The organism is Streptomyces sp. NPDC006733 (assembly GCF_040636125.1).
Lineage (GTDB): Bacteria > Actinomycetota > Actinomycetes > Streptomycetales > Streptomycetaceae > Actinacidiphila.
Genome location: NZ_JBEYJD010000098.1, coordinates 1 through 15,281 on the forward strand (window position 1 = coordinate 1; position 15,281 = coordinate 15,281).

A 15,281-nucleotide genomic window follows, 5' to 3' on the forward strand; every position below is an offset into this window, starting at 1 on the left:
GTCCCGTCAGCGGCGGTGTGACGGGTGCGCCGGCTGCCGGATCCCACACCTGGATCGTCCCCGTGGGGGGACGGTCAGAGGCCGGCTGCGGCGCTCTGGATGGCGGAGGCGAAGGTGCTCACCTCGGTGTAGACCCCGGGGTAGCCGGCGCGGGCGCAGCCCTCGCCCCAGCTGACGATCCCGACCTGGATCCACTGGTTGTTGTTGTCCTTGCGGAACATCGGGCCGCCGGAGTCGCCCTGGCAGGTGTCGACGCCGCCCTGGGGCAGTCCGGCGCAGATCTCCTCGCCGGGGATCAGGTCGCCGCCGTAGGAGGCGCTGCAGGACGCGTCGCTGACGAAGGGCACCTTGGCCTTGTACAGGTAGCGCTGCTGGCCGCCGCCCTCGCTGCGGGCGCCCCAGCCGGCGATGTCGAAGGTGCCGGAGTTGTAGGCCGTGGTGCCGGCGATGGGCAGGGTCGGCAGGCTGATGGGCTTGGCGAGCTTGATCAGCGCCCAGTCCTTGCCGCTGCCGTTGTACCCGGGGGCCTGCAGCACCCGGGTGGACTTCACCTTCACGGCGCTGCTGCTCTGCAGGTCCACCACGCCCGCCGTCGCGGTGATGGAGGTGTTGGCGCCGCTGCCGTTGACGCAGTGTGCGGCCGTCAGCACGATCTGCTGCGTGTACAGCGCGCCGCCGCAGCCCATGGACAGCCGCACCATCCAGGGGAACTCGCCCTGTGCGGCGCGGGTGCCGCCGACGACGGACGGTCCGGGCGGGGTGGGGGTGGCCGCCTGGGAGTCGAGGGGCTGCAGGCTCAGGACGGCGAGGGTCATCGCGCCCAGGGCCGCGTACTTTTTGAGTGACGCCAGGCCCAGGGGTCTGCGGGCGAGCGGCCTCAGGAAGTTCTTCAACGGTCTTCCTCTCGTGTGGGGGGAAGGCACGCAACGACAGGTCCATGACAACTCGAACTCCGGAAGACACCGCCGGGACTTCCGGATCGGGTGGCGGACGCCGCAAGAGTGCCGGTGTGAGTGTGCTGGCGGAGCGATCCCTGCGGCAAGTGGACGTTTTCGGCCACGTCCCGCCGGTGCGCCCGCGGCGGGACGAGCGGTGCGCGGGCGGGCCGGGACCGGCCCGCGGGGCCCTGACCCGGGGGTCGGTTTCGGGCAGCGGCGCTCACGAGATATCTTGATGTCGAGACGTTGTCGACGTGAAGCGGAGTACTGGTGACTGACTCGACCATCATCTATACGCACACTGACGAGGCCCCGGCCTTGGCGACGTATTCGCTCCTGCCGGTGATCCAGGCCTATGCCTCCACGGCGGGCGTCCGTGTGGAAACCCGCGACATCTCGCTCAGCGGCCGCATCATCGCCAGCTTCCCGGAGCGTCTCGCGGAGGGCCAGAGGGTCGACGACGCGCTCGCCGAGCTCGGTCAGCTCGCCAAGACCCCGGAAGCCAACATCGTCAAGCTGCCGAACATCTCGGCGTCGATCCCGCAGCTCAAGGCGGCCATCGCCGAGCTGCAGAAGATCGGCTACGCGCTGCCGGACTACCCGGACGACCCGAAGACCGACGAGGAGCGCGACATCCGCGCCCGCTACGACAAGGTCAAGGGCAGCGCCGTCAACCCGGTGCTGCGCGAGGGCAACTCCGACCGCCGCGCCCCGGCGTCGGTGAAGAACTACGCCAAGGCCCACCCGCACCGCATGGGTAAGTGGACGCCCGACTCGAAGACGAACGTCGCGCACATGAGCGCCGACGACTTCCGCTCCACCGAGAAGTCCGTGGTCGTCGCCGAGGACGGCACGCTGCGCATCGAGCTGGTCGGCGAGGACGGCACCACCACCGTGCTGCGCGCGTCGGTGCCGGTGCTGGCCGGCGAGGTCGTCGACGCGTCGGTCATGCGCGTCGCCGCCCTGCGCGAGTTCTTCACCGCGCAGGTCGCCCGCGCCAAGGCCGAGGGCGTGCTGTTCTCGGTGCACCTCAAGGCCACGATGATGAAGGTCTCCGACCCGATCATCTTCGGCCACGTCGTGCGCGCCTTCTTCCCCAAGACGTTCGCCGCGCACGGCCCGGCGCTCGCCGCGGCCGGCCTGAGCCCCAACGACGGGCTCGGCGGCATCCTCAAGGGCCTGGAGTCGCTGCCCGACGGTGCGACGATCAAGGCGTCCTTCGAGGCGGAGCTCGCCGAGGGCCCGGAGCTGGCCATGGTCGACTCCGACCGGGGCATCACCAACCTGCACGTGCCCAGCGACGTGATCGTCGACGCGTCGATGCCGGCCATGATCCGCACGTCGGGCCACATGTGGGGCCCGGACGGGTCGGAGGCCGACACCCTGGCCGTCATCCCCGACAGCAGCTACGCGGGCATCTACCAGGTCGTCATCGACGACTGCCGCGCCAACGGCGCCTACGACCCGGCGACCATGGGCTCGGTCCCGAACGTCGGCCTGATGGCGCAGGCGGCCGAGGAGTACGGCAGCCACGACAAGACCTTCGAGATCCCCGCCGCCGGCACCGTGCGCGTCCTGGACGCGGCCGGCAACGCGGTGCTGGAGCAGCCGGTCGGCGCCGGCGACGTGTTCCGCATGTGCCAGACCAAGGACGTGCCGATCCGCGACTGGGTCAAGCTCGCGGTCAACCGGGCGCGCGCCACCGGCAACCCGACGGTGTTCTGGCTCGACGAGAGCCGCGCCCACGACGCCAACCTGATCGCCAAGGTCAAGGCGTACCTGCCCGAGCACGACACCGACGGGCTGCAGATCGAGATCCTGGCCCCCGAGCAGGCGATCGCGTTCTCCCTGGAGCGCATCCGCCGCGGCGAGGACACCATCTCGGTCACCGGCAACGTGCTGCGCGACTACCTGACGGACCTCTTCCCGATCCTGGAGCTCGGCACGAGCGCCAAGATGCTCTCCGTCGTCCCGCTGATCAACGGCGGCGGCCTGTTCGAGACGGGCGCCGGCGGCTCCGCCCCCAAGCACGTCCAGCAGCTGCTCAAGGAGAACTACCTGCGGTGGGACAGCCTGGGCGAGTTCCTCGCCCTGGCCGTCAGCTTCGAGCACCTGGCGCAGAGCACGGGCAACGCCCGCGCCCAGGTGCTGGCCGACACCCTCGACCGGGCGACCGGCACGTTCCTGAACGAGGACAAGTCGCCCAGCCGCAAGCTCGGCGGCATCGACAACCGCGGCAGCCACTTCTACCTCGCGCTGTACTGGGCGCAGGAGCTGGCCCGGCAGACCGACGACGCGCAGCTGGCCGAGGCGTTCGCCGCGCTGGCCGCGACGCTCGCCGAGCAGGAGCGGACCATCGTCGACGAGCTGATCGCCGTCCAGGGCACGCCGACCGACATCGGCAGCTACTACCGTCCCGACGACGCCAAGGCCTCGGCCGTCATGCGCCCGTCGAAGACGTTCAACGACGCCATCGCGACGCTCGGCTGACACCAGCCGAACGGCACGGCCGTCGCGCGAGGCCCGCCGACCGGGGAGGACATCCCCGGTCGGCGGGCCTTCGCGTTTCTCCGGGCACCGGCCGCCCCCGCCCCCCCGGTGCCCCGCGGCGGTGGTCCCGGCGGCGAATTCGTGAACAGTCCGTTGACTCCGGGTAGTTGATCTCTTCACAGCCCCTATGCTCGACCTGCACAACTTGTGCACCCTCGCCCGCCGTTAGGGGACGACGCCGTGAGAGTCAGGATTCAACCCACCGCGCAGGTCGACGCGAGCGCGGAGCTCGGGGACGGGACCACGGTCTGGGATCTGGCGCAGATCCGCGAGCAGGCCCGGCTCGGCCGCAGCTGCATCATCGGCCGGGGGGCCTACGTCGGGCCGGGCGTGCGGATCGGCGACAACGTCAAACTCCAGAACCACGCCCTGGTCTACGAGCCGGCGGTGCTCGGCGACGGGGTGTTCGTCGGCCCCGCGGTCGTGCTCACCAACGACTTCTACCCGCGCGCGGTGGATCCCGCGGGCCGGCAGAAGCGCGGCGGGGACTGGGAGCCGGTCGGGGTCGAGGTCGCCGAGGGCGCCTCGCTGGGCGCCCGGTCGGTGTGCGTCGCCCCGGTGCGCGTCGGCCGCTGGGCGCTCGTCGCGGCAGGCGCCGTGGTCACCCGGGACGTGCCGGACTTCGCGCTCGTCGCGGGGGTGCCGGCGCGCCGGATCGGGTGGGTCGGACGGGCCGGGGTGCGGCTGGTGGAGCGGGCCGGCGAGCCGGGCGTCTGGGAGTGTCCCAGCACCGGAGTGCTGCACGACGACAAGGACGGGACGCTGTTCGAGCGGGGCTGACGCGGCCGGCTGAGGTTGCGTACGCCAATTTCCCAAAACGCCGATCAGCGAACATCCGTAGGCATACCGTGTGTATGTACGCGAGAGCTGAGCACCCAACACGCGGTGCGCAGTGGGGGTTTGTACGCGGTGGGGGCACCTGGGCAGTGAGGTCGAAGTGAGAACCGCTTCGACGGATGCTGCCTGTTCCAGCGCGCCTGGCGGCGGCCCGAGGGCCGCAGCGAGGCGCCGGTAGTACGGCGTTCGAGCGGCGCACGGCATCGGTGGGGCGATGCCGACGGGCCGGCCCGGGCGGCGTCACGCATGCCCCTCTCCGCGGAGCGAGTACCGCACGTGTGAACGAGGAGAGACCAGAGGGGGGTAGGTGTGCCAGAGCCGCACCGCGCGGACCCATGCGGTCCGCGCAGACGACTCGCCGTCGCACCCGAAGCGCCGGGTGCGCTCGGTTGCCGCCGTCGGGAGGACCGACGGCCTGATCGACGGCACGAACCAGCAACTCGCACCGGACCGGCCGGGATGCGCCTCGCCCGGTGCGGAAGCGGGGTGAGGGCGCGATGACCACGACGCGACTCGACGCCCTCGCGGCCGCGGACCGATCGCTGCACGCCCTGGCCGAACGCCTGCTGGCGGTGGCCGAGGCGGGGCTGCCCGGGATGTACGTCCCCGGCGGCGACACCTACGTCTTCACCCGGGTGGGCACCGCCGCCGCCGACGGGTCCTGGCGCCTGGAGCAGCGCGGGACCAGCACCCGGTACGCGGCGATCACCGCACTGGGCGCGCGGTACCTGCCCGAGGAGCGGCAGCGCGCCGTCCTGGGCGGGCACACCGCCGAGGAGTTCACCGGACTGCTGGTGCAGCGGCTGCCCGCGGTGCGCAACCTCGGCGACGCGGCGCTGATCGCCTGGGCCGCCGCCGAGACCGGCCACCCCAAGCTGTCGGACGCGCTGGAGCGCGTCGCGGCGCTGGACGAGGCCGGCAAGGCGCAGTACACGGTGGAGGCGGCCTGGGTGCTGTCCGCGCTGGCGGCCGCGCGCGGCACGGTGGACGTGGAGAAACGTCTCTCCGCCGCCCGCGACCGGCTGCTGGCGGCCCGCATCGGCACCAGCCCGCTGTTCCCGCACGCCACCGGTCCCGGCCTGGTGCCGTGGTACCGGTCGCACGTGGCCTGCTTCGCCGACCAGACCTACCCGCTGCAGGCCCTGGCCCGCGCCCACGCGAGCGGCGGCGGCGACCCGGAGGCGCTGGCCGCGTCCGAGGCGTGCGCCGCGCGCATCTGCGCCCTGCAGGGCGACGGCGGGCAGTGGTGGTGGCACTACGACGCGCGCCGGGCGGGCGTCATCGAGGGCTACCCCGTCTACAGCGTCCACCAGCACGCGATGGCGCCGACCGCGCTGTTCGACCTCGCGGACGCGGGCGGCCGGGACTTCTCCGCGGCGATCCGCCGCGGGCTGCGCTGGATGACGCAGGTGCCGGAGCTGGCCGAACCGGGCGCGGTGGCCGAGCCGTTGATCCTCGACGAGCTCGGGGTGACCTGGCGCAAGGTCTACCGCGGCGACCCGAAGAAGGCCGTCCGCGCCGCCCGCGGGCTCACCACCCGCGTCGTTCCGAAGGCGCGGCTCACCCCGCTGGACCGGGTGTTCCGCCCGGCCGCGGTGGACCGCGAATGCCGGCCGTACGAGTTCGGCTGGATGTTGCACGCCTGGCTCGGGGGAGCGCCCAGATGAAGCGACAGATCCTGTTCGGCGTCCCACTGGACGCGATGACCATGGACGAGACGGTGCAGCGCTGCCTGCGGGCGGTGGGCGACGAGGAACAGCTCGAGATCGGGATGGTGAACGCCGCGAAGCTGGTCAACATGCGGCGCGATCCCCGGCTCGCGCACGCGGTGGCCGGCTGCGACCTGGTCCTGGCCGACGGCCAGGCCGTCGTGTGGGCCGCCCGGCTGCTGCGCACCCCGCTGCCGGAGCGGGTGGCGGGCATCGACCTGTTCATGCGCCTGCTGGCGGCGGCCGAGACGGCGGATCTGTCCGTGTACTTCCTCGGCGCCAAGCAGGAGGTGCTGCAGCTGATGCTGGACCAGGTCGGCGCGCGCTTCCCGGCCCTGCGGGTGGCCGGCAGCCGCAACGGGTACTTCACCGACGCCGAGCAGGAGTCCGTCGCCGACGCGATCGCCGACAGCGGCGCCCACCTGCTCTTCCTCGGCATGACCTCGCCGAAGAAGGAGAACTTCACCGCCGGCTACGGCAAGCGCACCGACGCCCGCGTCGTGCACGGCGTCGGCGGCTCCTTCGACATCCTGGCCGGCATCACCAAACGCGCCCCCGAGCGCTGGCAGCGCATGGGCCTGGAGTGGCTCTACCGCACGCTGCAGGAACCGCGCCGGCTGGGCAAGCGCTACTTCACCACCAACGCCCTGTTCCTCGCCATGACGGCGCGGGAACTCGTCCACCGCACACCGGCGAGCTCCTTCGCCACTCGGAGGCTTTGATGCGCGTCGTCGTGGTGGGACAGGGATACGTCGGACTGCCCCTGGCCGTCCGGGCCGCCGAGGTCGGTCACGAGGTGATCGGCTACGACGTGGCCACCGAGCGGATCAAGAGCCTGGCCGCGGGGGAGTCCTTCGTCGAGGACGTCTCCTCCGAACGGCTGCGCGCCGTCACGGCCAGCGGCGCCTACCGGGCGAGCGAGTCGGCCCGCGACTGCGGCGGCTTCGACGTCGCCGTGGTCACCGTGCCGACGCCGCTGCACGAGGGAGTGCCGGACCTGCGCTACATCGAGGAGTCGGCGCGCACCCTGGCCCGGTACCTGCGCCCGGGCGCCACCGTCGTCCTGGAGTCGACCACCTACCCGGGCACCACCCAGGAGCTGTTCGCCCCGCTGCTGGAGGACGGGTCGGGCCTGACCGCCGGAGCCGACTTCCACCTCGGCTACAGCCCCGAGCGGATCGACCCCGGCAACCCCGTCTGGGGCTTCCAGCAGACGCCGAAGGTCGTCTCGGGCGTCGACGCGGCGTCCTTGAAGGCCGTCCGGAGCTTCTACGACGGCCTGGTCGACACCACCGTGCCGGTCGGCTCGCCCAAGGAGGCGGAACTGGCCAAGCTGCTGGAGAACACCTTCCGGCACGTCAACATCGCCCTGGTCAACGAGATCGCGATGTTCGCGCGCCACCTGGACATCGACGTCTGGCAGGCCATCGACGCCGCGTCCAGCAAGCCGTTCGGCTTCATGAAGTTCACGCCGGGGCCCGGCGTCGGCGGGCACTGCCTGCCCATCGACCCCTCGTACCTGTCCTGGCGGGTGCAGCGCGAACTCGGCCAGTCCTTCCGCTTCGTGGAGCTGGCCAACGACATCAACGGCCACATGCCCGAGTACGTGACGCGCCGGGTCATCGACGCGCTCAACACCAAGCGCCGCTCGGTCAACGGCTCGCGCGTGCTGCTGCTGGGCCTGGCCTACAAGAAGAACACCGGCGACGCCCGGGAATCGCCGGCGCTGCGGATCTCGCAGCTGCTGCTCACCATGGGCGCCAAGGTCCGGGCGGCGGACCCGCACGTGGTGGAGAGCATGGCGATCGACCCCCGGGTCACCCGGGTCGAACCGACCCGCAAGGAGATCGCGGCGGCCGACGTCGTCGTCCTGCTCACCGACCACGACTCCTTCGACTACGACCTGGTCACCGCGCACGCCTCGTTCGTGCTGGACTGCCGCCGCAAGCTCGCCCCCGGACCCACGATCGAGGTGCTCTGAGCCGTGAGGATCATCTGCGTCGCCGGAGCGCGACCCAACTACATGAAGATCAAACCGGTGATGGACGCCCTGGAGCGCCGGGGCGCCGAGGTGGTCCTGGTCCACACCGGGCAGCACTACGACGAGTCCATGAACGACGTGTTCTTCCGCGACCTGGGCATCCGCCCGCCCGACCGGTTCCTCGGCGTCGGCTCGGGCACGCACGCCGAGCAGACCGGGCGGGTGATGGCGGCCTTCGAGCCGCTGCTCGACGAGGTCGCGCCGGACGCGGTGGTGGTGGTCGGCGACATCAACTCCACCCTCGCCTGCGCCCTGGTGACCGCCAAGGCCGGGCCGCTGCTGGCCCACGTCGAGGCGGGGCTGCGCAGCCGCGACTGGAGCATGCCCGAGGAGGTCAACCGCGTCGCCACCGACCGGGTCAGCGACTACCTGCTGGCGCCCTCCCCGGACGCCGCGGTCAACCTGCGCGCCGAGGGGTACCGGGACGACCAGATCCACGTCGTCGGCAACGTCATGATCGACACGCTGCTGGCCAACCTGGAACGCGCCAGGAAGTCCGACGTCCTGGAGCGGTACGGGCTGCGGCGCGGCGAGTACGGGCTGGTCACGCTGCACCGGCCGGCGAACGTGGACGATCCGCAGGCGCTGACCGCGCTGCTCAAGGCGCTCGGGGAGATCGCCGACCGCTGTCCGCTGCTGCTGCCGGTGCACCCGCGGGCGGCCGACCGGCTGGCCGAACTGGGCGTGCCCGGCGGGATCCGGCTGGTGCCGGCGGCCGGGTACCTGGACTTCATCGCCCTGCAGGACTCCGCCCGCGTCGTGCTGACCGACTCGGGCGGCATCCAGGAGGAGACCACCGCGCTGGGCGTGCCGTGCGTGACGCTGCGGGACAACACCGAGCGGCCGATCACCGTCGAGCAGGGCACCAACGTGCTGGCGGGCCGCGACCCGGAGCGCATCGTCGCCACCGTCAACGGCGTCCTCGACCACCCGCCCGCGGCCCGCTGCCCGGAGCTGTGGGACGGGCACGCCAGCGACCGCATCGCCGACGTGCTGCTGCAGGGGGGCACCGCGCACAGCCGGCCCCGACCCACCGACCTGCGGGCAGGGGGCGGCCCGGACCACTAGCGGCCCTGCCGACGGAGTCGGGCGGGAGGCGGGCGGCCGTGGGGGCGGCCGCCCGCGGGGGCCGGAACCGCCCGCACCCGGTCCGCACGCGCCATATGCTCGATCACAGCCGGCGCGGGGGCGGCCCGGCGACCGGAACGGATACGTACGACAGTGCCGCGGCTGCCGCGGTGCGCGATACCCACGACGTGGGCCGCGAGGGGGAACACCATGGATCTCGCAGAGATCTGGCGGGTCATGCGCAGGCGCTGGTATGTCCTGCTGCCCGGACTGCTGCTCACCGCGGCGCTGATCGTCGGCGTGTACCTGACGGTGCCGGTCAACTACCAGTCGCAGAGCACGGTGGCCCTCCTCAACTCGCAGAAGGCCACCGTCGCGTTCGACGGCAACCCCTTCCTCAGCACCCAGACCTCGCTGACCGGCATGGCGGACAGCCTCGCCCGCAACCTCAACTCCGACGCCTCGATCGCGGACCTGCGGGCGCAGGGCGTGACCGGGGTCTACGAGGCGAAGATCGCCGACAACGCGCAGGGCCCGCTGATGTGGCTCACCGTCACCGGCACCGACCCGGACGCGGTGCTGGCGTCGGACAAGATCCTGACGCAGTACGCCGAGAGCCGGTTGAAGCAGTTCCAGACGGACCAGGCGGTCGCCCCGAACGCCATGATCCGGATGACGACGATCGTGCCGCCCCAGAACCCGGTGGCCCAGACCAAGACGCGGCTGGAGTACCTGATCATGGCGGGCGGCCTGGGGTTCGTCTCCAGCATGGTGGCCACCTTCTACGTCGAGGCCCGGCGGCGGCCGGTGGCCGCCGCGCCCCCCGCGGACGCGGGGGACCCGGCGGCGGCGGACCGCCCCACCGGGGGCGCGGTCACCGGTGGGGCGGGGGACGAGCCGGCGGAGGAGCCGGCCGCCGCCCAACCGGCCGCCCCCGCGGCGGAGCCGGCCGCGGCGAAGGCCGGGCAGCCCGCGGCGGAGCCCGCCGTCCAGCCCGCCGTCCCGGCCGGCACGGTGCCGGCCACCCGCCCCGCGCCCCGGTGGTCCAAGCCGGCCGAGGAATCCGACACCCCGGCCGGCGAGCCGCAGGCGCACCGGTTTGTGTGACCCGCGCGTCCCGCGAGCCACCCGACAAGGAGTCGTTGCATGGAAAGGGCACCCGTGACGGCCCCCGCAGCCGGAGCACCGCCCGGTACGGCCGGCGTACCCGCCCCCGCGGCGCGCGACACCGCCGTGACCGGGACGGAGACCGCCCTGGCCGCCGACCTCGAAGCCGCTGACGCCGCGTCCGCCGACGCCGGTGCCGCGCCCGCCCCGAGGACGCTGGGGCAGAAGGTCACCTCGGCGGCCCGGTGGAGCCTGGTCAACACCGTCGTCATGCGGCTGGGCAACTTCGCGACGGGCATCATCCTGGCGCGCTTCGTCCTGGGCCCGGCGGCCTGGGGCGTGTACGGCATCGCGCAGACCGTGCTGCTGGTGCTGCTGTCCGCGAACGAACTGGGCGTGGGGCTGGCCATCGTGCGCTGGGAGGGCGACGCGCGGCGCTTCGCGCCGACCGTCCTGACCCTCAGCGCCATCTCCAGCTGCGTGCTGTACACGGCGCTGTTCCTGTCGGCCCCGACCGTGGCCGGGCTGCTGGGCTCGCCCGAAGCGTCGGGCGTGCTGCGGGTGATGTGCCTGTGCGTGGTGCTCGACGGGCTCGCGCAGGTGCCGGCCGGCTTCCTGACCCGGGAGTTCGCCCAGGGCAAGCGGATGGTCATCGACGCGCTGAACTTCGTGCTGAGCACCGCCGTGACGCTGCTGCTGGCCTTCGAGGGCTGGGGTGCGATGGCCTTCGCCTGGGGCGCGGTGGCCGGGAACGTCGCGGCGCTGATCGGCTGCTGCCTGGCGGCGCCCGGGACGCTGCGGTTCGGCTGGAACCCCGAACAGGCGCGGGCGCTGCTGCGGTTCGGGCTGCCGCTGGCCGGGGCCAGCATGCTGGCCCTCGGCGTGGTCAACGTGGACACGATGGTGGTCGGCTCGACCACCGACAAGGTGGCCCTGGGCTTCTACGTGCTCGCGTTCAACATGTCGGGCTGGCCGGTGCGGATCATCTCCGAGGCGGCGCGCCGGGTCTCCTTCGCCGGCTTCTCCCGGCTGGCCGACTCGCCCCAGGCGCTGGCCCAGGGGTTCAGCCGCGCGCTGGGCGTCCTGATCACCGGCACGGTCCCGCTCTGCGTGCTGCTGGGGCTCCTCGCGGGCCCGATCGTCACCCTCGTCTACGGGGACCAGTGGCTGCCCGCCGCCGGGGCGCTGCCCTGGCTGATGGTGCTGGGGCTGACGCGCATCGGCTGCGAGCTGGCGTACGACTGCCTGGTCGCCATCGGGCAGCGGCGCTCGCTGATCATGGTGCAGGGCCTGTGGCTCGTCGCCCTGATCCCGGTCCTGATCGTCGCCGGGCGCACCGGGGGCATCGTCGCGGTCGCCCAGGGCCATGTGCTGGTGGCCGGCGGCCTCGTGGTGCCGGTGTTCCTGTTCGCGCTGCGCCGCGGCGGCATCGGCCTGCGGTCGATCGCCCGCGCCTGTGTCTGGCCGTTCTTCGGCGGCGCCGTCATGGCAGCGGTTATTTTCGGCCTGGAGGGGGTGCTCGGCGACAGCCGGCTCGCGCTCCTCGCCGGCGGCACCGCGGCGCTGGCCGCGTACGTGCTGTGCGTGCTGCCCAGCCGCGACTTCCTGCGGGGCACCACGCCCGGCGGCGGCCGGCACCGCAGGACCGCATGAAGGGGTGAGCCACCTGAAGGAACGATTCGACGACTCCGACCAGCGCGCCTGGAGCGGCACTGTGCGGCGACGAGAGACCACGAGGTGCACCACATGCTCCGCAGAAGGAACCACGTACTGATCTTCTTACTGGCCGGGGTGCTCCTGGCCGGCGTCCTGACCGTCTTCCTGGCGACCCGCTCCAGCAGGGGAGAGCACTCGCTCGCGGACTGCCCGGACAGTGCGCTGACGTGCCCGGGAGGGACACCGCCCCCCGACGACGGCGCCGCGCCCTCGCCCAGCGCCACCACCACCGTGCCCGGCGCCGGCAGCGGCACGCCCGTACCCCTGCCGTCCGCGATACCCACCACCAAGGGCACCGCCCCGGGCACCGGCAAGCCGCGCGCCTCGGGGCCGTGCGCGTCGTTCAGCGCCTGCGGCTTCCCCGACGCCTCCACCACCGGGCCGCGCATCGCCCTCAAACCGCACAACACCGGGGCGCTGAGCATCACCAAGGACGGCACGGTGATCCGCGGCTGGGACATCACCGGTTCGCTCGACATCTACGCCAACAACGTCACCATCATCGACAGCCGCATCACGTCCACCAACTGGTGGGGCGTCAACCTGCGGCCGAAGTACAGCGGGCTGCGGGTGCTGCACTCGATCATCACCGCGGTCCCGGGCAAGGGCCCGGACAACGGCGGCGCGGACTACGGGGTCTCCAACATGGGCGGCAGCTCCGCCGAGGTGGGCTGGTGCGAGATCACCGTGTTCAGCAACTCGCTGTCCATGGGCCAGGGCTACCTGCACGACAACTACGTGCACGACATCGTGCCGTTCATCAACCAGGGCGGCGAGTGGGCCCACACCGACGCCGTGATCAGTGACGGCGCGGGCGCCGAGAAGCTGGTCATCCGGCACAACACGCTGCTCAACGAGGTCCCGGTCGACAAGGGCGGCACCGCCAGCGTGGGGCTGTACGACGACACCGGCGCGGTCCTGCAGACCACCGTGGAGGACAACTGGCTGGCCGGCGGCTCCTACGCGCTGTACGGCGGGGGCCCGGGGGCCAAGGGCATCCAGATCATCAACAACATCTTCTCGTCGCAGTACCACCGCAGCAGCGGCCACTACGGCACGGTCGCGCACTGGAACGCGGGCGGGGCGGGAAACGTGTGGCGCGGGAACCGGATGTCGGACGGCACTCCGGTGAACCCGTAGCCGAGCGCCGGCGCTGCCGGCCGGCAGCGGAACCGAATGGGGGGATGGACATGACCGAAGCCGTACCTGGCGCGGACCCGCTGGCGCCGCCACCCACCGCGGCGGCACCGGCCGCCGCGGTGCCGTCGCAGGCGCTGCCGCCCGGCGCGGCCCGCGCGCGGGCGGACACCCCGGCGACGGGGCGGCTGCCCTCGCTCACCGGGCTGCGCTTCGCCGCGGCGTTCCTGGTGTTCGGCTTCCACCTGCAGGTCGCCCACCTGTTCCCGGCCGGGTCCAGCGGCGACCTGCTGCTGGGCCGGGTGTTCGGGCACGGGGCGATCGGCGTGTCCTTCTTCTTCATCCTCAGCGGCTTCGTGCTGACCTGGTCCGCCCGGCCCGGGGAGCGCGCCCGCCGGACCTGGCGCAAGCGCGCCGCGAAGGTCTACCCCAACCACCTGGTCTCCGCACTGGTGGCGCTGGTCGCGGTGGCCGGGGGAGCGGCGTCCGCGGCCGGCGGCGCCTCCGCGGGCGTCGTCGTGCCGAACCTGCTGCTCGTGCAGTCCTGGAGCAGCGACCCGGACGTCTACTACGGGCTGAACACGGTCTCCTGGTCGCTGTCGTGCGAGGCGTTCTTCTACCTCCTCTTCCCGTGGCTGCTGCGTGGCCTGACCCGGCTCGGCCCGCGGGCGCTGTGGCCGCTGGCGGTCGGGCTGGCGGCGCTGACGTGCTGCCTGCCGCTGGTCACGCTGGGCTGGTCCCAGCCGACCGCGTACTGGTTCCTGTACGTCCTGCCGGCCACCCGGCTGTCGGAGTTCTGCCTGGGCATGGTGCTGGCCCGGATCGTCGCGGCCGGGCAGTGGATCCGCTGCCCGATCTGGGCCGCCGGCCTGCTGCTGGTCGCCGCGTACGTGGCCGTCGGCCATCTGCCGGAGCGGCTGGGCTACGTCGCGGTCACCGTCGTGCCGCTGGCGCTGCTGATCCCGGCGCTCGCCACCGCCGACCTCGCGGGGCGGCGCACCGTGTGGTCGACCCGTCGGGCGGTCTGGCTGGGCGAGGTCTCCTTCGCGTTCTACATGATGCACCAGCTGGTGATCCGCTTCGTGAGCAAGGCGCTGCACGTCCCGGCGACGACCGCCCCCGACTGGGGCGTCGCCGAGGTGGTCGCGGTGCAGCTGGCCATGCTGGCCGGCTCCCTGTGCGCCGCGTGGCTGCTGTGGCGCGTCGTGGAGCGGCCGCTGCACGAACTGCTGCGCGGCGGCTCGGGCCGGCGCCGCGCGCACCCCGCACGTTCCGGTACGACCGCATGAGGAAGGACCCGATGCGCCGCATCGCCCGCGCCCCCTGGGAAGTGCTCAAGTGGGCCTTCGGCTGGCTGGTGCTCTTCGAGACCCGCAACAAGCTCCTGCTGGCGCCCTCGGCGGTGCGGCTGCGCCGCTTCGAGGACGCCGAGACGGCCCGGCTGGCCGCCGTCCTGGGGCAGGCCCCCCAGGCGCCGGTCGCCACCGTCATCGCCACCCATCGGCGCCCGGAGGCGCTGCTGGAGGCCGTCCGCTCGGCGCTGGGGCAGACCGTGCGGGACCACGTCGTCATCGTCGTGGACGACGGCGCGGGGCTGCCGGAGCTGCCGGACGACCCGCGGCTGTTCGCGGTGTCGCTGGCGCGGAACACCGCCACCGCCGGGGTGGTCCGCAACGTCGGGATCCGGCTGACGCGTTCGCGGTACGTCGCCTTCCTCGACGACGACAACCGCTGGGAGCCGGACCACCTGGAGCGGGCGCTGGCGGTGCTGCAGGCGCCGGGAGGGCCCGACGGCGTCTACACGGCGCTGCGCCGGGTGCTGCCCGACGGGACCGAGATGGACGTGCTGTCGGTGCCCTTCGACCGCCGCCGCTCCGCCCGCGCGTCGTTCCTGGACACCAACGCCTTCGTCGCCCGCCGCACCGGCGCCCTGCACTTCAGCCGACTGCGCCGGAGCCCCGAGGTGCTGCCGCGCGAGGACTGGGAGCTCATCCGCCGCTACAGCAGGCGCCACCGGGTGCGCCACGTCCCGCACCCCACCGTCCGCTACCTGGTCAACCCGGCGAGCTTCTACACCGCGTGGGAGGGGTCCGCGCCGCCCGGCCAGGCGGCCGTCTGAGGACCGGGCCTCACGGGCCGGGCGTCGCGCGCAGCGCGGACGGGCGGAGCAGGGCCGCC

At 72.9% G+C, this 15,281-nt stretch carries 12 protein-coding genes; 11 read left to right on the forward strand and 1 reads right to left on the reverse strand.

Translation table 11 applies throughout. The annotated features are described in order from the left end of the window. Positions 1 to 74 precede the first annotated feature (74 nt). Complete coding sequence (locus ABZ721_RS40060; protein ID WP_358793783.1) at positions 75 to 815, reverse strand: serine protease; 741 nt, start codon at positions 813 to 815, stop codon at positions 75 to 77. 393 nt (positions 816 to 1,208) lie between these two features. Between ABZ721_RS40060 and ABZ721_RS40065 the strand changes: the two genes are divergently transcribed. The 11 genes from ABZ721_RS40065 to ABZ721_RS40115 all read left to right on the forward strand — a co-directional run bounded on the left by ABZ721_RS40065 (position 1,209) and on the right by ABZ721_RS40115 (position 15,222). Next, positions 1,209 to 3,428 carry an NADP-dependent isocitrate dehydrogenase gene (locus ABZ721_RS40065; protein ID WP_358793772.1) on the forward strand — a complete coding sequence of 740 codons (2,220 nt, stop codon included), beginning with the start codon at positions 1,209 to 1,211 and terminating at the stop codon, positions 3,426 to 3,428. A gap of 240 nt (positions 3,429 to 3,668) precedes the next feature. Then, positions 3,669 to 4,268, forward strand: a complete 600-nt coding sequence (locus ABZ721_RS40070; RefSeq protein ID WP_358793773.1) for an acyltransferase — start codon at positions 3,669 to 3,671, stop codon at positions 4,266 to 4,268. Positions 4,269 to 4,822: 554 nt separating this feature from the next. Continuing rightward, entirely contained in the window at positions 4,823 to 5,992 is a 1,170-nt protein-coding gene (locus tag ABZ721_RS40075; RefSeq protein ID WP_358793774.1) for a hypothetical protein, read from the forward strand. Next, on the forward strand, positions 5,989 to 6,756 hold the full coding sequence (locus ABZ721_RS40080; RefSeq protein ID WP_358793775.1) for a WecB/TagA/CpsF family glycosyltransferase: 768 nt from the start codon (positions 5,989 to 5,991) through the stop codon (positions 6,754 to 6,756). Before ABZ721_RS40075 ends, ABZ721_RS40080 begins: the two co-directional genes overlap by 4 nt. Then, positions 6,756 to 8,015 (forward strand): nucleotide sugar dehydrogenase, encoded by a 1,260-nt coding sequence (locus tag ABZ721_RS40085; protein WP_358793776.1) that lies wholly within the window; start codon positions 6,756 to 6,758, stop codon positions 8,013 to 8,015. Before ABZ721_RS40080 ends, ABZ721_RS40085 begins: the two co-directional genes overlap by 1 nt. A gap of 3 nt (positions 8,016 to 8,018) precedes the next feature. Next, on the forward strand, positions 8,019 to 9,143 hold the full coding sequence (gene wecB / locus ABZ721_RS40090; RefSeq protein ID WP_358793777.1) for a UDP-N-acetylglucosamine 2-epimerase (non-hydrolyzing): 1,125 nt from the start codon (positions 8,019 to 8,021) through the stop codon (positions 9,141 to 9,143). 210 nt (positions 9,144 to 9,353) lie between these two features. Beyond that, complete coding sequence (locus ABZ721_RS40095; protein ID WP_358793778.1) at positions 9,354 to 10,250, forward strand: chain length determinant protein; 897 nt, start codon at positions 9,354 to 9,356, stop codon at positions 10,248 to 10,250. Between the two features lie 39 nt (positions 10,251 to 10,289). Further along, positions 10,290 to 11,903, forward strand: a complete 1,614-nt coding sequence (locus tag ABZ721_RS40100) for a lipopolysaccharide biosynthesis protein (RefSeq protein WP_358793779.1) — start codon at positions 10,290 to 10,292, stop codon at positions 11,901 to 11,903. A 93-nt stretch (positions 11,904 to 11,996) separates the two neighbouring features. Then, complete coding sequence (locus ABZ721_RS40105; protein WP_358793780.1) at positions 11,997 to 13,106, forward strand: hypothetical protein; 1,110 nt, start codon at positions 11,997 to 11,999, stop codon at positions 13,104 to 13,106. A 50-nt stretch (positions 13,107 to 13,156) separates the two neighbouring features. Then, positions 13,157 to 14,392 carry an acyltransferase gene (locus ABZ721_RS40110; protein WP_358793781.1) on the forward strand — a complete coding sequence of 412 codons (1,236 nt, stop codon included), beginning with the start codon at positions 13,157 to 13,159 and terminating at the stop codon, positions 14,390 to 14,392. A gap of 11 nt (positions 14,393 to 14,403) precedes the next feature. Then, complete coding sequence (locus ABZ721_RS40115) at positions 14,404 to 15,222, forward strand: glycosyltransferase family 2 protein (RefSeq protein ID WP_358793782.1); 819 nt, start codon at positions 14,404 to 14,406, stop codon at positions 15,220 to 15,222. Positions 15,223 to 15,281: the final 59 nt, after the last annotated feature.